Annotated in this window: 14 protein-coding genes; 9 read left to right on the forward strand and 5 right to left on the reverse strand. The window is 44.8% G+C overall.

Annotated elements, in window-relative coordinates; all coding sequences use genetic code 11:
* Positions 1–18 precede the first annotated feature (18 nt).
* The 3 genes from B2U56_RS09255 (at position 19) to B2U56_RS09265 (ending at position 4,760) form a co-directional block, all read left to right on the forward strand.
* Complete coding sequence (locus tag B2U56_RS09255; RefSeq protein WP_286953527.1) at positions 19–3,063, forward strand: efflux RND transporter permease subunit; 3,045 nt, start codon at positions 19–21, stop codon at positions 3,061–3,063.
* Positions 3,064–3,189: 126 nt separating this feature from the next.
* A complete protein-coding gene (locus tag B2U56_RS09260) occupies positions 3,190–3,855 on the forward strand; it encodes a transglycosylase SLT domain-containing protein (RefSeq protein WP_286953530.1) in 666 nt (221 codons plus the stop codon).
* A 20-nt stretch (positions 3,856–3,875) separates the two neighbouring features.
* On the forward strand, positions 3,876–4,760 hold the full coding sequence (locus B2U56_RS09265) for a DMT family transporter (RefSeq protein ID WP_286953533.1): 885 nt from the start codon (positions 3,876–3,878) through the stop codon (positions 4,758–4,760).
* Here B2U56_RS09265 and B2U56_RS09270 read toward each other — a convergent pair.
* On the reverse strand, positions 4,742–5,944 hold the full coding sequence (locus B2U56_RS09270; protein WP_286953536.1) for a CdaR family transcriptional regulator: 1,203 nt from the start codon (positions 5,942–5,944) through the stop codon (positions 4,742–4,744). The two genes, B2U56_RS09265 and B2U56_RS09270, sit on opposite strands and share 19 nt — an antisense overlap.
* Before the next feature lie 468 nt (positions 5,945–6,412).
* Here B2U56_RS09270 and B2U56_RS09275 point away from each other — a divergent pair, with 468 nt between their 5' ends.
* The 5 genes from B2U56_RS09275 (at position 6,413) to B2U56_RS09295 (ending at position 12,080) form a co-directional block, all read left to right on the forward strand.
* Positions 6,413–7,783, forward strand: a complete 1,371-nt coding sequence (locus B2U56_RS09275) for a DUF3798 domain-containing protein (protein WP_286953538.1) — start codon at positions 6,413–6,415, stop codon at positions 7,781–7,783.
* A gap of 134 nt (positions 7,784–7,917) precedes the next feature.
* Positions 7,918–9,528, forward strand: a complete 1,611-nt coding sequence (locus B2U56_RS09280; protein WP_286953540.1) for a sugar ABC transporter ATP-binding protein — start codon at positions 7,918–7,920, stop codon at positions 9,526–9,528.
* On the forward strand, positions 9,528–10,571 hold the full coding sequence (locus B2U56_RS09285) for an ABC transporter permease subunit (RefSeq protein WP_286953604.1): 1,044 nt from the start codon (positions 9,528–9,530) through the stop codon (positions 10,569–10,571). The genes B2U56_RS09280 and B2U56_RS09285 overlap by 1 nt, the downstream gene beginning before the upstream one ends.
* Positions 10,568–11,674, forward strand: coding sequence for an ABC transporter permease (locus tag B2U56_RS09290; RefSeq protein ID WP_414631803.1), 1,107 nt, complete (start codon positions 10,568–10,570; stop codon positions 11,672–11,674). Before B2U56_RS09285 ends, B2U56_RS09290 begins: the two co-directional genes overlap by 4 nt.
* A gap of 22 nt (positions 11,675–11,696) precedes the next feature.
* Entirely contained in the window at positions 11,697–12,080 is a 384-nt protein-coding gene (locus B2U56_RS09295; RefSeq protein WP_286953542.1) for a DUF6672 family protein, read from the forward strand.
* 54 nt (positions 12,081–12,134) lie between these two features.
* On the opposite strand, the gene B2U56_RS09300 is transcribed toward B2U56_RS09295, so the two are convergent.
* From B2U56_RS09300 to B2U56_RS09315, 4 genes are all read right to left on the reverse strand, one after another.
* Positions 12,135–12,734: a nitroreductase family protein gene (locus B2U56_RS09300; protein ID WP_286953545.1), complete on the reverse strand. Its 600-nt coding sequence runs from the start codon at positions 12,732–12,734 to the stop codon at positions 12,135–12,137.
* A gap of 25 nt (positions 12,735–12,759) precedes the next feature.
* Positions 12,760–14,127, reverse strand: a complete 1,368-nt coding sequence (gene mnmE / locus B2U56_RS09305) for a tRNA uridine-5-carboxymethylaminomethyl(34) synthesis GTPase MnmE (RefSeq protein WP_286953548.1) — start codon at positions 14,125–14,127, stop codon at positions 12,760–12,762.
* A 211-nt stretch (positions 14,128–14,338) separates the two neighbouring features.
* The gene (locus B2U56_RS09310) at positions 14,339–15,562 is read right to left on the reverse strand and encodes a PLP-dependent aminotransferase family protein (protein WP_286953549.1); all 1,224 of its coding nucleotides are present in this window, start codon (positions 15,560–15,562) and stop codon (positions 14,339–14,341) included.
* A 186-nt stretch (positions 15,563–15,748) separates the two neighbouring features.
* Positions 15,749–16,378, reverse strand: a complete 630-nt coding sequence (locus B2U56_RS09315; RefSeq protein ID WP_286953551.1) for a M48 family metallopeptidase — start codon at positions 16,376–16,378, stop codon at positions 15,749–15,751.
* Between the two features lie 231 nt (positions 16,379–16,609).
* Between B2U56_RS09315 and B2U56_RS09320 the strand changes: the two genes are divergently transcribed.
* Positions 16,610–18,577, forward strand: a complete 1,968-nt coding sequence (locus B2U56_RS09320) for a transglycosylase SLT domain-containing protein (RefSeq protein ID WP_286953552.1) — start codon at positions 16,610–16,612, stop codon at positions 18,575–18,577.

Here is an 18,577-nt window from a genome sequence, read left to right on the forward strand (position 1 = left end):
GTTCATGGGGTGTTTGGCATGAAATTTTTGCGAGTGTTTATTTTTCGGCCAGTATTTACAAGTGTAACCGTCCTTATGGCTATTGTCTTGGGAGTGTATAGTTATTTAAATCTCGGTATAGCCCTTGTTCCCGAAGTAGACATTCCTGTCATCTCTGTTACGACAACCTACTTAGGGGCAGGGCCCTCTGAAATTGAACTTTTAGTGAGCAAGCCAATAGAGGATGCTGTTTCTCAGGTTGAAGGAGTCAAACGTATCCGCAGCTATTCTTTAGAAGGGATTTCCTTTGTCGTAGTGGAGTTTGAGTATGATATCAACATTTCAGAAGCCACTATGGATGTTTCCAATCGCGTAAAAGCAATAAGCGGAATTTTGCCAGAAGATTCTAAGGATCCCATTACGGAAAAATTTGATATTAACGCCTTTCCCTTCATGACTATCGCTATTTCATCAAATCTCCCCCCGGAATATGCTTTTGATATTGTGGAAGACAGAATTCAGCGTAGACTGACCCAATTACAAGGGTTGGCAAGGGCTGAGATTATTGGCGGGTTAAAAAGGGAGATCCATGTTTATCTTGATCCGGTGGAATTATATCAATATCAGATCTCTCCAGACAAGATTATTCAGGTTTTGCAAAGAAATAATTTCAATGATCCTTCGGGCCACATAGTTCAGGGACGTAAAGAGCTCTCCGTCCGCGTTCTAGGAGAAGTGGAAGACCCCTTAGAGCTGGAGAACATACGAATTCCGCTGCATGGATTCACTTCCATACGTCTTGGTGACATCGGCGAAGTGGCAGATACCACGGAAGAGAGAAGAGGGTACGCTAAATATGAGGGGAAAGAGGCTATCCTTCTCGATTGCATTGCCACTCCAGGAAGCAATATTGTTGAAGTGAGCGATAGAATCAAAGAAGAACTGGAAGATATTAAACTTCTTTTGCCAGAGGGGTTTGAAGTTACAATTACAGATGACATCTCTACCTTTATCAGAGAATCAATACGAAATGTTTTTCGCGACATGGTCGTGGGTATTCTTCTTACTGGCCTCGTTCTTTTCCTGTTTTTGCAACGCATTTCTCTGACCCTTGTTGTTGCAGTGGCAATGCCTACTGCGATTATCTCAACATTTATTCCCATGTTTGTCTCTGGCATAACAATGAATATGATGAGCACTCTCGGCATTGCCATCTCTGTCGGGATTCTCGTTAACAACTCTATTCTAGTACTTGAGAATATCTATCGGTACAGGGAGATGGGAGAAGGCCCTTTTGAAGCATCAGAAAAGGGGACGGCAGATATTGCCCTTTCTGTTTTTTCTACCACAGCTACAAATTTAGGAGTGTTTATCCCTGTAGTGTTCATGAAAGGCATAGCGGGACAGTTTTTGCGTGATTTCGCTCTGGCTATTGTCTTTGCTACAATTTTTTCACTTTGGGTGGCCATGACGTTAACTCCTATGGTTGCGGCGCGAATCAGATATGGTTCAAAACCTTCTGTTCTTAGTCAGAAAGCAACAGCCTGGTGGTCATGGATGTACGATAAGTTTGATAAAGCCCATGGTATTCTTGTAAGGAAAGCCATTGATAGCCGTTATTTGACTCTTGCTCTCTTCCTTTTTGCTTTTATAGCATCTCTCTTTCTTCTTCCCATGTTGGGAACAGAATTCATTCCTCGGGTTGATCGCGGACTCATGGAAATATCCATGGAACTATCTTCTGCTTCATCTCTTTCTTACACAGAAGAAGTGACGGAAGCTGTGGAGAAACATGTTCGGTCTTTACCTGGAGTGGCGGCAATAGAAGTAGCGGTGGGAGGCAGTCGAGCAGATGTAGGAGTGAATCAAAGCCGCCTCAGAATCATCCTTTCTGATGAACCGAAGCGCCCCACTTCCTTTGATTTGGCTGAGCAGCTGCGGGAATATTTCAAAAGGGTCCCAGATGTAAACGCGAGTATCACTGCCTCTGTAAGTGGCGGAGGGTCTCCTGGCAAACCGATCCAGATTCTTGTTTCAGGGGAAAACATCGAAGAACTCAATAAAATTGCCAGTCAAGTTGTTGCTACAATGCGAAGTGTCCGGGGAGTAGTTGATGTTGATACAAACTGGCGGTTGGGACGTCCTGAATATCAAGTTATCCCGAAACCTTGGCGCCTGGGAATTTTAGGGATTTCAGTAAAAGATGTTGCCGATACGGTGCGCAACTATATTACGGGGAAAAAAGCAGGTGTTTTTAGATTAGAAGGAAGGGAATATGATATTTTGACCCTCCTTGATCCAGGCCACATATCCTATATGAGCGATGTGGAGGAATTTCCTGTCGCTACGCCCGCAGGTTTCGTTCCCCTTTCATCAATGTCAGAGTTTACTCACGGAGTGGGCCCAACAAGTATTCTCCGTTCTGATCGGACACGTGCTATTACCATAGAAGGGGATGTGAACGGTCGAAGTGTAGGTTCCGCTTTTGAAGAAATACAGGTAAGGCTCAAAGAAATAACCTTACCCAGAGGCTATCGTTTTTCCTATGCAGGCGAGGTAGAGGATATTAAAGAAAATTTTTCTTACCTTTTTGTGGCATTTGCCATGGCTACTGTACTCACTTTCCTGATGATTGCTGCTATCCTTGAATCCTACGTCTATGCCCTTATTATTATGGTCACTTTGCCTCTTTCTGCAATTGGTGTTCTCCCGTTTCTGTATATTACAAACACTGCTATTTCCCTCTATGGTTTGCTTGGTGTGGTTATGCTTGTAGGCCTTGTGGTGAACAATGCCATTGTAATCATAGATTACGCTGAAAAAAAGAGAAAAGAAGGGGTTTCTCCCAGAGAAGCAATTCGTGAAGCCTGCTCTGTGCGATTGCGCCCTATCGTTATGGCTGATCTGACATCTATTATTGCCATGATTCCGTTGGCTTTAGGACAGGGGGCAGGAGGCCCTTACCGCGCCCCTATGGCCATTGTAGTGATAGGGGGTCTACTCGCTGGAGGAACCCTTGCGCTCTTTGTGGTACCGCCCGTGTACGGGATCCTTCACAGAAGGACTTGGCATGATGACGGTTGATAAGATTTTGAATATCAATTAAAATACCTCCAATCATTAAATCTAATTACGGCCTATAAAAACAAGGTTCAACTTGAACCTTTAAGACCTTTGAATAAAGGCTTAAAGAGGAAAGGGGAGTTGATAATGGCTTGGCGTTTCCTGAGGGTAACTTTCTTTCTTGCTCTTACACTTTTCTGTATGGAAGTAAGAGGGGCACCTCCTTCCTGGGCTGAGGGGCAATATCTGACCCTTCCTTCTGAAATACACGCCCACCAGGAAAATCTCCAAAGACAAAAGGAGAGAACTGTTGTTGCTCAGAAAAGACAGCAGAAAGAGGCGGAACATCAAGTTCGCAAAGAAGCCATTGCTGAGTTTTTTCAGGAAAAGAACAAACATCTCGGGGCAGAACGGGCTGAAAGCTACGCACACTATGTTTTAGAAGCAGCCCATACTTTCGGTGTTGATCCATTTCTCATAGCGGCAATAATTATCAAAGAATCAAGAGTGCGAGACAGCGCAAAATCCCGGGTAGCCTATGGCCTCATGCAGATCAATTGGAAAGTGCACAGGCATAACATCGGAAAGGCATTCTCCCATATTAGGACCCTCACAGAAATGATGAAACCTAAAAATAACATTTTAGTGGGAACATATATATTTTCATGTTATCTCAGTTCTTCCAATGGAGATTTGGGACGGGCGCTGCTGAAATACTATGGGGGGAAAAATGTGAAATATGTGAATAAAATATACTCCTATCGCCATGAGCTGGATAAGCGCTTTGCAAAAAAACTAAACTCCTTCTATTAGGAGGGACAGGAGTTCTATAAGTGACATCTTCTACCCATCCGCGACTCAAGGTGCTTCTTGCGGTTCTGTTTTGGGGAGGGTCTTATACAGCTACTAAAATAGCTGTATCTCAGGTTTCTCCAGTAGCTGTTTTGTGGCTTCGTTTTGGAATTGGGGCAGCTGTACTTGGGCTAGTCCTTTTTCTGAAAAAGAGGCTCCAGCTCCTTCCCCTCCATCAAATGACAGAGCTGTGCTTTCTGGGTTTCTTTGGGGTTTTTCTGCATAATTACATCCAAGCACGGGGCCTTCGCACAGCAGCTGCTGGAATATCCGCGCTTATCATAGCCTGCACCCCCGTTATCATCGCATTGCTCAGTGCTTTTTTACTTAAAGAAAAACTCGTCCAAAGACAATCTTTGGGAATTATCATGGCTGCCTTTGGTGTGCTTTTTATTCTTTCAAAAGGGAATTTAGCCTTTCTGAAAGAGGGCAATTACAGTTTCGGGGAATTGCTTGTGGTTTGTTCTGCTTTCACCTGGGCTCTTTTCTCTGTTTTTTCCAGAAAGGTGCTTAAAACCATTCCCCCAGCCTTGGCCATGTTCTATGTCATTTTATCCGGCTGGTTTTTTTCGTCGATCCCCTTTCTGTTTCAGGGTGTCAGAGAAATTTCAAAGCTGGATATGGCGGGCTGGGGAAGCACACTTTTTCTTGGAGTCTTTTGTTCCGCTCTTGCCTATGTTTTTTGGTACGATGCTTTAAAATTACTTCCCGCCTCTGAAGTTGGGGTATTTCTCTATATCAGTCCCATTGTAGCTGTAGCTGTGGCCTGGATATTCCTTGGAGAACCCCTTCTTCTGTCTAGTATCATTGGCGGGGGACTGGTTTTGACAGGAGTAAGCATCGTTAATTATCGCAAAAAGAGCTGACTGTCACCCCTATCAGAAAGTTCGTGGATAATGATTGCTGTATAGAGAGAAAATATCTCTTTGAAATTCTGAGAATCAAGCCCGCAGATAGACTCAATTTTATTGATCCTGTAGTTGAGCGTGTTTTTATGGATGTTGAGAGCTTGAGCAGCAGCGCTTGGGCTAAAGCGATGCTCGCACCAGACCCGAAAGGTATGAATGAGCTCCTGACTGTCGGAAGCTTTCCTCAAAGGAGCTAAATGGGAATTTCTGTAACGTTCGGCAACATCGCGGCTCGCTGTAGTCAGGAGATCTTCAAGCATCATGTCTCCGATAGAATAGATTCCCGGTTTTTGATAAATATTTTTCCCTATAGTAACGGCTTTCCAGGCGTCGCGATGGGAAGCTGGGAGCCTTGACAGGTTTTGAGCAAGAGATCCAATGCCAATGACAATATGTAGCCCTTTCTCCTGGAGAAGGTCTTGTAGCACTTCACATTCTTTTCGAGTTCTTTCCACGACTTCCTTTTCATTGAGCAAAGAGTTAGCGGCCCTTAATATCTCATAGCGGTCAGAATCCATCATGGTTGAAATGTCTTGAGGTCGGTTAAAGGCTGTTCTTATGGCCATGAGCACGTCCATCTGGGTATAGGGGGCAGTTCCCACGTCTGTAACCTCGTCTGCCGGTCGGGAATAGAGTAATTCCGCTGCTATGGCAATTCTTGGAATTTGAAGCTCAAACCCAAGTCCGCGTGCTGAAACATACAATGATGATTCATCATCGCGCTCGGGGTTAAAAGAGGCGATTTGCTCCATAAGGGTTTGGATAGCCCGACTTCGAATAAAGAAAACTTCAGAGAACAACTTCTCGCTTAATATCAGCTCTGTATGCTTTTTTACAAGCAGGCCGAATTGGGTAACTTTTGCTGGGGAACCTGTGAGGGCTATGGTTCCAATTCTTTTCCCAGTAAATTCAATTGGTAAAGTTACCCCAGGCTTCACGCCCGTTAAATGTGTAACTTCGTTCTCTCTCTGTATGGAAATCTTTCCTGTTTGGATTGCTTCAAGGGAAGGTTCATGAAGAGACCCCTTCCTGCTAGGGTCGCTAGCCCCGATAATGATTCCTTTTTCATCAGTAATAATCAAGTCTATATTTATAAGCTCGGCGGTAGAAGAAGCGATTTTTTGTGCAATTTTTTCAAGCATCTCTTAGTTCCTCCCTAATTTTAGTTCTACTCGTAATGTCTTTGTGTAAAGATACAATAAAGTATCTAATAAATCTATTATTACTGTTTTATTGAACCATGTTATGTGTTTTATTTTGTGTATAATATACTTAAAGAACAAGAAAGACAAGCCAGATCCTGTCAAAGCGAATCGGGAGAGAACGATTGCAAAAACTCCAAGTGATAGGTTTGGTTGGGGTCATAAGAGAAATTGAGGAATCATATGAGGAATGGCCTGGCCGTGCCATTAAAAATAAATTTCCCCTTTCCCACGGGAGGACAAAAATGTCCTCCCGTTTATTTTTTATTTAATTTGTTTACTTTGGTAAAGAAATGATCACTTTAGATAAGAATTCTCTTGTTTTTTCTATGCTTTATTCATAGAATAGGCATGGTGAAGTCTTCAAATAAAAGTATAGATTTATATACTAAAGTGGGGGGTAACGTCATGAACAAACAGAAACTTATCGTTTTAGTTATTGTTCTTTTAGTTGCTGTAGGTGGTTGGATGATGATGGGGAACAAACCTCAGGAACAGGCACCTGCTCCACAGCCCCAGGCTGAACAGCCTGCGGAGCCGGCACCAGCGGAGAAGCCAGCTGAGGCACCAGCAGAAGCTCCAGCGGAACAGCCGGCTGAAGAGAAACCTGCAGAAGCACCTGCACCTGCTGAGGCACCAGCAGAAGCTCCAGCAGAAAAAGCTGCATTCCATATTGGCATTTGCACCGGTACAGTTTCACAGTCCGAAGATGACCTTCGGGGGGCAGAACGGCTTATCGAAGAATATGGCAGTGTCAGCGATGGCGGTATGATCCAACATATTACCTATCCGGACAATTTCATGGTTGAAATGGAAACCACCATTGCCCAGATTTCAGGGTTGGCAGACGATCCTCTGATGAAAGCTATCATTGTGAACCAGGCTATTCCAGGAACAACAGAGGCATTCAGAAGAGTTCGTGAGAAACGCTCTGATATTTTACTTTTCGCTGGCGAGGCCCACGAAGATCCAGGTGTTATCGAATCAGCGGCAGACCTTGTCATCAACTGTGACAATATAGCTCGTGGATATCTTATTGTAGATGCAGCGAAGAAAATGGGAGCAAAAGAATTTGTTCATATTTCCTTCCCTCGTCACATGAGCTATGAGCTTCTTTCCCGCCGTCGTAACATTATGGAAGCGGCATGTAACGATCTTGGCATAGGCTTCCATTTTGAAACGGCTCCAGACCCGACAAGCGACGTGGGAGTTGCAGGTGCACAGCAGTTTATTCTTGAGAAAGTTCCAGCCTGGCTTGAAAAGTATGGGAAAGATACGGCATTCTTCTGTACAAATGACGCTCATACAGAACCCTTGCTGAAGAGGATCGCAGAAGAGGGCGGATATTTTGTAGAAGCGGATCTTCCTTCACCTTTGATGGGATATCCTGGCGCTCTTGGTATTGAGCTTTCTGATGTGAAGGGTGACTGGCCAGCAATTCTCAAGAGAGTGGAAGAGGCTGTTGACGCTAAAGGCGGAGCAAAGAGAATGGGGACATGGGCATACTCTTATGGCTATACTACCACTGCTGCCCTTGGCGAATTTGCCAAGAGAGTACTGGAAGGTGCTGCAGAGGTTGAAGATATGGAAGCACTTTTCGAATGTTACGGAAAATATACTCCAGGGGCTAAGTGGAATGGAAGCCTTTACACCGATATTGCTACTGGCGTAGTGAAAAACAACCATATCCTTGTCTATCAGGATACTTACGTGTTTGGCCTTGGTTACCTTGGAATGACTGAAGTAGAGGTACCGGAGAAATATTTCTCCATTAAATAATGGGCCCCGTAGAAACAGCATAGCAACAAAGATACAAGCCTTTTCAGGGGAGGAAACTTTCCTCCCCTTTATATCTGCTCCTATTTCTGGGGAGAATTTTCTATAGAAGGCTTAGATGTGAAGAGGTGACAGCAATGGCTCTATCTGAACCCTTATTGAAGATGGAAAATATCGGCAAAGCGTATTTTGGCAACAGGGTGTTAAAAGATGTAAGTTTCACCCTCGAAAAGGGACAAATCCTTGGCCTTGTTGGAGAAAATGGTGCGGGGAAATCCACTTTAATGAACATCCTTTTCGGGATGCCTGTAATACAGGAAACAGGTGGTTACGAAGGCAAGTTTTTTATTAACGGCCAGGAAGCTCAATTTAAAAGTCCCTTTGATGCTCTTGATGCGGGAATAGGAATGGTCCATCAGGAGTTTTCCCTTATTCCAGGATTTACTGCAGCAGAAAACATCGTTCTCAACAGAGAATCTACCCAGTATAACTTTCTTGTGGAATCCTTCGGAGACAGACTTCGCACTCTTAATACTGAAGAAATGAGACAACGGGGCGAAAATGCCATTGAAAAGCTCAATGTTTTGATCAGTCCTGATACCCTTGTATCAGAAATGCCTGTAGGGCATAAGCAATTTACGGAAATAGCGAGGGAAATCGATAAGAAAAAAACACAGCTTCTTGTCCTTGATGAGCCAACGGCTGTATTGACAGAATCAGAGGCCGAGATACTTCTTGCATCCATGCGCAAGTTGGCAGCCCTTGGCATTGCTATTGTTTTTATCTCCCACAGGCTTCACGAAGTGATTGATGTCTGCGATAAGATAGTGGTTTTGCGGGACGGGCAGGTTGTTCATGAAACAACGCCGGCCAAAACGAATGTTATGGAAATAGCAACCCACATGGTTGGTAGAAGCATTGAGGCAGCCTTTGCCAGGGATGAGACAGAGAGGTCCCTTGCGGGTAATATCCTCAAGGTAGAGCATCTTTGGGTGGATATGCCCGGAGAAACGGTGCGTGACGTATCTTTCACAGTAAAAGAAGGGGAAATATTTGGAATCGGAGGATTGGCCGGCCAGGGAAAATTAGGAATAGCCAATGGCATTATGGGGATGTATCCGTCAGGGGGAGCCGTCACCTTTGGTGAAACTCCAATAATATTGAATGATCCCCGATCCCCGTTATCTGTAGGCATAGCTTCTGTATCGGAAGACCGTCGAGGAGTGGGACTTCTTCTTGAAGAACCCATCTCATGGAATGTTATTTTTACGGCACTCCAGATGCAGCAAAAATATTTAAAGCCAGTTTTAGGTGGTTTATTTAAGATTCGAGATGAGGAAGCAATCAAAGAAGTCACTAAAAAATATATTGATTCTCTAGAAATCAAATGTACTGGGGATTATCAGCGGGTTCAGGAGCTTTCTGGAGGAAATCAGCAGAAGGTGTGTTTAGCAAAGGCCTTTGCTCTCCATCCGAAATTGCTATTTGTTTCAGAGCCCACTCGAGGCATAGATGTAGGGGCTAAGAGAGTAGTTCTTGATACCTTGAGGGAATATAACCAAAAACGGGGAACAACAATTGTTATGATTTCTTCGGAGCTTGAAGAGCTGCGTTCCATATGTGACAGAATTGCTATTGTCAATGAAGGAAAAATTGCAGGAACCCGTCCTGCAACATGCCCCTCTACAGAGTTTGGTCTGCTGATGCTTGGTGAAATCAAAAACGGGGCAGAAAAGGTGAGTGTATGATGAATAGCTTACGAAATTTTGTAGAAAAAGCCGGTTGGCCCAGAGTTATTATAGGCCTTTTCCTCATCGGCCTTTTTGTCATGGCACCCTTTGTCAGGGTTCGCGTAGATACGTCCATCAGTGATACCCTTGTCCGTTTTGGCATGAATGGGGTCATGGTTTTGGCCATGGTTCCTATGATCCAGGCAGGATGCGGGCTTAATTTCGGTTTGCCTCTAGGGATCATTGCCGGTCTTTTAGGAGCAGTAACAAGTATCGAAATAGGCATAACAGGTCTTATGGGAGTGCTCACAGCCATGGCCATCGCTGCTCCCATAGCGGTTGTACTTGGCTGGCTCTATGGGCAGCTGCTCAATAGAGTCAAGGGTGGCGAAATGATGATCGCTACCTACGTTGGTTTTTCCTCTGTTGCTTTTATGTGTATCATGTGGCTTGTCCTTCCATATAAAAGCGCGAACATGGTGTGGGGGTATGCGGGAACTGGCCTTAGAACCACTATTTCCGTGGATGGCTACTGGAACAGAGCCATTAGTGACATACTTTCTTTTAAGTTAGGCAACTTTTTCTATTGCCCCACAGGTATGATTCTCTTTTTCGCACTTCTGTGTTTTGTAATGTGGCTATTCATGAAGACGAGAGTTGGAACGGCTATGACCACTGTAGGGTCGAATCCTGAATATGCAAAAGCAGCTGGGGTGGATGTGAATAAAATGAGGACCCTTTCAGTCATCCTCTCTACTGTTCTTGGCGCAATTGGGATCATCATATATGAACAGAGTTTTGGCTTCATACAGCTGTATATGGGGCCTTTTTACATGGCTTTCCCCGCGGTAGCCGCTATTCTCATAGGGGGAGCATCGGTAAACAAAGCGTCTATCTTCAATGTTGTTGTTGGTACAATCTTGTTTCAAGGCATTCTGACCATGACTCCATCGGTCATTAATAGCCTCATTGAGACTGACATGTCAGAAGTCATACGGATCATAGTTTCCAACGGTATGATTCTGTATGCTCTCACGAGGGCGGTGAAAGTGAAATCATGATGACAAAAAAATCGTCTTTTCAGGATAATTTGATCCATTTTCTTATTAGCAACGCCGTTCCTATTATATTCATAGCTCTAAGCGCAGTTGCTATTCCAATATCGCGGTTCTCACCCCAATATCTGGTACAGGAGATGCTTGTGCGCCTAGCCCGGGACTCTTTTCTTGTCCTTTCCCTTCTTATTCCAATTATGGCAGGCATGGGGCTGAATTTTGGTATGGTGTTAGGGGCGATGGCTGGAGAAATAGGGCTCATTCTTATTACAGACTGGAACGTAGTGGGCATTCCCGGAATGCTTTTGGCCATGATCATATCAACTCCGCTGGCTATCTTCCTTGGATGGATGTGCGGTGTGATTCTGAACAAGGCTAAGGGGCGCGAAATGGTAACGTCTTTTATACTGGGATTTTTCATGAATGGCGTCTATCAGCTTATTGTCCTATATGGTTTTGGAAGTGTCTTTCCTATTAAGAGCCCTGATCTTGTTCTATCAAGAGGATTCGGCATTCGCAATGTAACCAATCTTGAAAACATACGAAAATGCCTCGATAATTTTATTCCACTCACCATAGGAGGCATCTCTATTCCTGTTGCGACATTTTTAGTCATCGCTGCCTTTTGTATCTTTGTGGTATGGTTCCGCAAAACAAAGTTGGGGCAGGATATGCGGGCAGTGGGGCAGGATATGGAAGTTGCAGATTCTGCAGGTATCCCTGTGGAGCGGACCCGCATCATTTCTATCGTTATATCCACTGTCCTCGCCTGTTACGGTCAGATACTCTTCTTACAGAACATAGGTACCATGAATACCTATAACAGTCATGAGCAAGCTGGGATGTTTGCAATCGCAGCCCTTCTTGTTGGAGGAGCGAGTGTTACGAAAGCTACCATCCCCAATGTTTTTCTAGGGGTTGTGCTTTTCCATCTCATGTTTGTAGTTTCGCCTATGGCTGGCAAGTATCTCATTGGCGAGGCGCAGTTAGGTGAGTACTTTAGAGTTTTTGTTTCCTATGGAATTATTGCAATAGCTCTTGTGCTTCATGCATGGCGCCGGCAGCGGGATAAAGAGCGGGCACGGCGGGCTTTGCGTGGAAATGCCTAACGGTGCGTAGACAGGAGGCATTATGATGAGGCGTATGACAGTAAACGTGGGATTGATCATATTTTTTGTGATTTTTTCTATATTTCTTTATAACGCTGGGAAAGGGTACAATTTGCTTATAGACAACAAAGCCATAACCATGGACGGGAAAGACCTGGCTCCATATCCATGGGTAAGAGTTAATATAAGCACGGCAAGAAAACCAGTTTTTCTGAAAGCCGGCGGACGGGATGTTCTTTTTGTTGTTGGGAAATCCCACACCATCCATGTAGAGATCATGGATGAAAAGAAAAATGTTGTTAAGGAAATAGAGAAAAAGTTTAAATTGACTCGCCAGTCAGGAGATTTTTTAAGTATCCCAGCCCTGGGAGAAGATATGCCCCAATGGATTCAAAAACGTTCTTAACGTACAAACACAAGGAACCTGGTTGTCAAGCCAGGTTCCTTGTGTTTGTAATGGCTAATCTGTAAATTTTCCTCCCCACGCCCGAGTAAAAACAAATTCGCGAACCCTTTTCCGTTCCCTGGGTTCCAGCTCTTCCTGTTTTAGTAGCTCTGGCAGCTCGTCAGGGTTTCCAGGGTATCCTATCGCTATTGCGGTCATGGGATCGTATTCTTCCGGTACGTTATAGGTTTTTCGTATACATGATTTGGAAAATCCCGCCATGGGATGAACAGCCAACCCCATAGCTGTTGCTTGAAGGGCCATGTTCTGTATGGCCATCCCAAGATCGTGGAAGGCATAGTGGTTTGTTTTTCCATTGAGGGCAAAGACCGTTCTTGCTATGCCAATTACAAGGACAGGAACATGTTGAGCCCATACCTGATTCTGTTCTACGAGGCATGAAAGCATGACCTCAAATTCTTTAATGTTTTCCTTTGTAGCTATAATGAAAAACCAGGGTTGATCATTGTAACATGACGGAGCCCACCGGGCAGCTTCGAAAAGAGATAGAAGTTGATCTTTACTCGGAATCTGCTTTGTAAATGCCCTTGGGCTCCACCGATTGCAAAGGAGTCCGTGTATCGGATACTCAGTTTTCGCTCTTTTCCCCATCATTTCCGCCCCCTTTTTTAATAATGCTCTATTTCCCCACACAAAACTGGCTGAAAATAGTTTCCAAAAGGGCGTCATCAACAGAAAGGCCCAGCAGTCGCTCCATACAGGTCCGTCCGTCATAAAGGCATGCGGCGACTACATCTTGTCCCATTCCTTCATTAAGGGCAGATATTCCCTGACCAAGAGCCTGGATAGCTTTGCGAATCTCCTCTACTTGACGGGAAGATGCATTGAGGCCCGATGTCAATGTTCCCCCACCGGCAATATTAGTGACAATAGCATCTTTTAAAGCCTCTATCCCTTCTCTTTTTTCTGCCGAGATGACGAAGACAGGACTCTGAGGCAATAGCCCGTTTATCATTTCTTCTGAAATAACGAGAGGAAGATCGGCCTTGTTAATGGTCACGATATGGTTGGTTGCCGATATTTTTTGAACAAGGGCGAGATCTGCAGGGGTTAAAGGTTCACTTCCGTCAATAACCCAGATTCTTACGTCAGCCTCCATCATAGCTTTTTCAGCTCGAGCTATCCCCATAGCCTCTATTTCATCTCCAGGGGCGCCAATGCCCGCAGTATCAACCAATCGAATAGGGATGCCGCGGTATGTAAGAACTTCTTCGATCAAATCTCTTGTAGTCCCAGGTATGGCTGTAACAATAGCCCTGGATTCTTTGAGTAAGGCATTAAGAAGAGAAGATTTTCCCACGTTAGGCCGGCCTACCAGGGCAACGCGAATTCCTTCCCGAAGGAGAAAACCAGTATTACACCGATCCAGTAAGTCTTCCAACCCTTGTTTCAATGTGTAAAGAGCAGACTCGACTCCTTCATTTTCTACAAAAGGGATATCCTCTTCGGGAAAATCGAGGCCAACTTCAATAGAAGCCGAGATTGTGAGCATCTCATTATAAATATCCTTTGCAAAGCTGGAAAGTTCCCCCCTCAGGGTACGTGTCGCTGCGCGAAGGGCTTCTTCGCTTTTAGACCTGATTATGCCTAATACCGCTTCAGCTTGTGAGAGGTCAATTTTCCCGTTCAAAAAAGCGCGACGGGTAAATTCCCCTGGCTCGGCCAATCTTGCCCCCTTCCCGATAAGGGACTCTAGGCATTTTTGAGCGACCAGCGTTCCGCCATGAGTTGATATTTCAACCATCTCTTCCCCTGTGTAACTTTTAGGGGCCCTAAACCACGAGAAAAGAACCTGATCTATAGGTTCTTTCTTTTCATCAAGGAGATATCCATTCCGTAAAACGCGAGGGGGAGTCTCTGACAAAGGACGAACACCATGTACTACCTCGTCGGCAAGTTCTCGTGAATTAAATCCCGAGAGCCTGACTATGGCAATGCCGGCTTCCCCCCAGGCTGTTGAAATAGCGGCAATAATATCTTCTGACATGGATGTCTCCTCCCTGCTTTGGGTAGAAATTTCTCCCATGCCAGTATCTTACAACAAAAAGAGCTGCTTCTGAGAAGCGGCTCTTAAATAAAACTAAAAAGTTTCTTTATGGTTTTGCCGAAGCAGAAAATTCCTTCGTCGACCATTTCATTCGAAGCGAAGGTGTAAACAGAGCAAAAGGGGGCGCTTTAATTAGCGCCCCCTGCTTAGCTTATACCGTTGCTATTTGAGCAAGCTCTTGCACTGCTTCAGCTAAACGTTTGACCCCTTCCTCCGTTACTTCCGGCGAGGGGAAGGTGTAGCAGAGGCGTGCATTATGAATGCCGCTTCCTGGCTTCGTGCAGAAGGGTTCCCCAATGACAAAAGCAACCTTTTTCTCAATCGCTTTTTTGAAAAGATCCTTCGTATTGATTTGAGGGAAATTCAGCCAGTAGAAGAAGCCACCTTCCGGCTTAACCCATGAAACGCCGAGGGGTTCTAAATGGCGTTTAAAGCTTTCCTGCATGGCATCTCTTTTAACGCGATAATTGTCGATAATGACGGGAATATGCTTATCCAGATGACCGTTTCTGCAATATTCGGCTACAAGGGCCTGGGCAATGGTACTGGTGCATAAATCCGCTGTTTGTTTGAAAACGGTCATCTTTCTAATTATTTCCTTCGAACCCGTAACCCATCCAATGCGGCTCCCTGGAGAGAGGATCTTCGAGAAAGAGCCGGCATAAATCACTCCGCCAGCATCGTCAAGGGAGAATATAGAAGGCAAATGCTCGCCATCAAATCGTACGTACCCGTACGGATCGTCTTCAAAGATGGGAATGGAGTACTTGTGTGAAATCTCAACAAGTTTCTTTCGTCTTTCCAGAGTCATAGTAGAACCGCCAGGATTCTGAAAGTTAACAATGGTATAAATGAATTTTACCTTTTTCCCCTCTTTGCGGGCCTTTTCAATGATCCCAGGTAGAAGATCCACTTGCATTCCTTCCCCGTCACAGGGAATTCCCAGAAATTCCGCCCCATGGTTATAGAATGTGGATAGCGCGGCAAGATACGTAGGATCTTCCGTTATAACGAAGTCTCCTCTGTCAATTATTGCCCATGAAAAAAGATCAAGAGCCTGCTGAGAGCCTGTGGTGATAAGCATTTCGTCTAAAGCGGCTACTTTCCCCATGCGAGGTGATGTCCATTCTGCGAGAAATTCTTTCAGAGGGGGATAACCTTCAGTGGTGCCGTACTGAAGAAGATTTTTACCATCTTCTTTTAAAACATGGACACCTTCGTAAAATTCGTCCACGGGAAATATTTCTGGTGCCGGCATTCCACCAGCAAAGGATATCATGCCTGGTTGCTTGATAACCGCAAGCATTTCTCTTACAGGCGAAGGCCTTACATTCTTAGCGTTGTGGCTAAAATTTTCTTCCCAAACCTTACTCAAAAATATCGCCTCCCCATTGGCTTGTTAATAAAGTCCATCAATTCTGAAAACAATGAAGTAAAAGGCTGTAAATTGTAAACTACATTGTTATAAGTGAGAAAAAACAAGACAGTACAAAACAATTATATCACTGAACGAGGAAAAAGAATGTCCCTTAGCTAGTAATAAAATATACATATTGTAGCCCTATTTCTGACTATAGGCACGGGCAGTAGCCCTGGCATGTTCCAGACGACGTTCTGTTGGGGGGTGAGAGTTGAAGCCGCTAGGGGATGTTTCGTATCCCGCTTCTTTCATTTTTTCAAGGGCCTGTACCAGTCCCCAGGCGCTATAACCAGCCTGTACTGATAATTTAATACCATAATCATCCGCTTCAACTTCCTGTTCACGGCTAAATCCCGACTCGGCAAGAGTTATGCCAAGACCAGCCAAAAGTTCGTTGCTTTGATTTCCTTTAAGACTTTTGTAAAGAAGACTCCAGAGCAAGTTCCTTCCCACGGTGCTCCCATAATGATTAAGCTTGATATGTCCTGTTTCATGGGCAAGAATCCCGGCGATCTGGTCTTCAGTGTCGAGAATTTTCAGCAAGCCCGTTGTAACATGCACAGAGTAGCTGTCTCCAGAAAAACGAACCCAGGCATTAGGTTCTTTTTTGTCTTCTATAGTAATAGGATCGGCCTTGAGCCCCGCAGCCTTAGATATGCGCTCCCAGGCCTGGTTTGCCTTTTGTGGTGATAGAGCTGCATGGGCAGATCCGCCAATAAGCAATAGTGCGATAAAAAGTGAAAGAATTTTTATGGCAAGGTGTTTTCTCATAGGATCACCCTCTTTTTTTATCAATGCTAACATAGAGAGGACGGAGCTTCCAATAGGTAAAAGTATAGAACTTTTGTAACAGCGAAATTCTAATAAGGTTCATCTGTAAGGATTTGATAGGCTCGATATTGCATAAAAAATTTTATGGCCAAATACGTAATATTACTTCGATAGAGGTTCTTCCATCATTTATAATGAAAAACCACCGTCTTGGTTGGAAGGAGGATTGACGTGTTGATAAGAAAACTTCATGTTCTGGTAATAGTATTGCTTTTTCTATCAGTAAGTGCAGGAATGGCAGTTGGTTCCCCAGATACATTTCAGCCCCCTTCTGCGGAAGAGGCTTTCTGGAAGAGAGAATGGGAGGCTATAGACGAATTGCTCAAACTTGATCATGCGGCCCTTTCTCCAAAAGAACTGACCTTAGGGGCGAATGCTCTCTGGCTGCAGAAGCGATGGGGGGAGGCCCTTGCTCTTCTTCAGAAAATAGATGAAGCGGATTTCCCCTCCGCATTAGTTCCCTATCGGGATATGATGATTGTTCTTGCCCTTGAGAGGACTGGTGAAAAACAGAAAGCATATGAGAGAGCCCAGGGGCTTCTTAACGAGGTTCCGGAAGAATTAGGTTTCTATGTAGCCTACGCTCTTTCTCGCCTTTCTGATGATAATGAAACTAGAAGATGTTGGCTTGAAATGATGCTAACAAAAGCTACAAACCAGGCACAGACGATTCAGACCCTTAACGAGCTGTTAGGGACGGCAGGTGATAATTTGGCCTATGCCCTGCAGCTATTAAAATTTGAACCTATGAATAGCCAGGCTTTGTCCTGCCTTGGAAAGAGTCCGAGACCTTATGGCGGGCCTGTCGCAAACGCCCTTGGGTATGCAGCCTATTTGCGGGGAGAATATGCCAAAGCCATCCCCCTTTTTTTAGAGGTTCCTCTAGACTCAGCCGATGGCCTCAAGTCCCGTTACTATAGGGCAGTTTCCCTTTACCGCCTTGAGCGGTATGAAGAGGCATTGAAATTGTGGGAATGGCTGGCTCTGAATGGTAAAAGCTATGGAGAATCTTCTGTTCGGCGTCTGGGAATTCTGGCTGGCCAGGGGGAAAGGGAGAAAACTCTTGAATCATTGCAGCGCATAGCTGATAGAGGAAATTCTACAGTGCGGCCAAAGGCTCTTTACTCTCTTTACACCCTTGTACCTGAAGAACAGAAGGAGTTTCTTAAAAAAGAACTCATTGATAAGTATGCAATGACGGAAGGGACCCAGGCCATTCTTTGGGACGATGCTTGGCAAGCCTGGAAAAAAGGCAACACACGGGAAGCCCTTCGCATATGGGAGCACTTCCTTTCACTGAGCAACGGCACCATGAGAGAACGGCTTTTATATTGGACTGCCAGAGGGTATGAGAAGCTTGAGCAAAAAGGCAAGGCAGAGGAACTTTTTCATACGCTTATTTCGGATTACCCTCTCTCAATATACAGTTTCCTCGCTTCACCAGGGGGGCCATCCTTTACTGGAGAAACCCCGTCAGAGCTCGAGAGAGAAAAGTGCGAGCTTGAAGAATGGGGGTTCGTTTTTTACGCGAGATTGAGACTTCTGAAAGAAGGAAGTAGTTCCGCCTATTATCGGGCTGCTATTCTCTCAGAATGGCTTGAAGATGAGCCTGGAGCCTACAGTGCGGCATCGACATTGGCTTCTGCCCTTTTAAAGAAAAATCCCTTGCCTAAAAAAGGCATCTGTTTTTTATATCCTCGGCCTTATCGCGGCCACGTTCTCCAGTCAGCAGAACGATTTGGTGTGGAGCCGAATTTGATCTGGTCAGTGATGAAACAGGAAAGCGCTTTTGATGCAGATGTAAACAGCTGGGTTGGGGCCATTGGCCTTATGCAGCTTATGCCAGCTACAGGCAAAGAAGAGGCGAAACTCCTGGGGATGGAAAAAGTGGATCTTTGGCAGCCTGAAACTAATATTTTGCTTGGTGCTTCCCATCTGGGGCGATTGCAAAAACGTTTCCGACGACTTGAATGGGCTATTGCAGCCTATAACGCTGGAGGCGGGGCTGTAGGACGATGGATAAAAGAGGGGGAAGAGCGCCCCTTTGATGAATGGATGGAAGATATCCCCTATAATGAGACGAGAAACTATGTACGTAAAGTGATGGGAAATCTTTTTGTTTACAGAATGCTCTACTAA

The organism is Aminobacterium sp. UBA4987 (assembly GCF_002396985.1).
GTDB lineage: Bacteria > Synergistota > Synergistia > Synergistales > Aminobacteriaceae > Aminobacterium > Aminobacterium colombiense.

Excerpts from the sequence above, each read along its gene's own strand:
- B2U56_RS09255 (WP_286953527.1), top strand. The coding sequence starts at position 19 with ATGAAATTTTTGCGAGTGTTTATTTTTCGGCCAGTATTTACAAGTGTA.
- B2U56_RS09260 (WP_286953530.1), top strand. The coding sequence starts at position 3,190 with ATGGCTTGGCGTTTCCTGAGGGTAACTTTCTTTCTTGCTCTTACACTT.
- B2U56_RS09270 (WP_286953536.1), bottom strand. The coding sequence starts at position 5,944 with ATGCTTGAAAAAATTGCACAAAAAATCGCTTCTTCTACCGCCGAGCTT.
- B2U56_RS09275 (WP_286953538.1), top strand. The coding sequence starts at position 6,413 with ATGAACAAACAGAAACTTATCGTTTTAGTTATTGTTCTTTTAGTTGCT.
- B2U56_RS09280 (WP_286953540.1), top strand. The coding sequence starts at position 7,918 with ATGGCTCTATCTGAACCCTTATTGAAGATGGAAAATATCGGCAAAGCG.
- B2U56_RS09285 (WP_286953604.1), top strand. The coding sequence starts at position 9,528 with ATGAATAGCTTACGAAATTTTGTAGAAAAAGCCGGTTGGCCCAGAGTT.
- B2U56_RS09290 (WP_414631803.1), top strand. The coding sequence starts at position 10,568 with ATGATGACAAAAAAATCGTCTTTTCAGGATAATTTGATCCATTTTCTT.
- B2U56_RS09295 (WP_286953542.1), top strand. The coding sequence starts at position 11,697 with ATGATGAGGCGTATGACAGTAAACGTGGGATTGATCATATTTTTTGTG.
- B2U56_RS09300 (WP_286953545.1), bottom strand. The coding sequence starts at position 12,734 with ATGATGGGGAAAAGAGCGAAAACTGAGTATCCGATACACGGACTCCTT.
- mnmE (WP_286953548.1), bottom strand. The coding sequence starts at position 14,127 with ATGTCAGAAGATATTATTGCCGCTATTTCAACAGCCTGGGGGGAAGCC.
- B2U56_RS09315 (WP_286953551.1), bottom strand. The coding sequence starts at position 16,378 with ATGAGAAAACACCTTGCCATAAAAATTCTTTCACTTTTTATCGCACTA.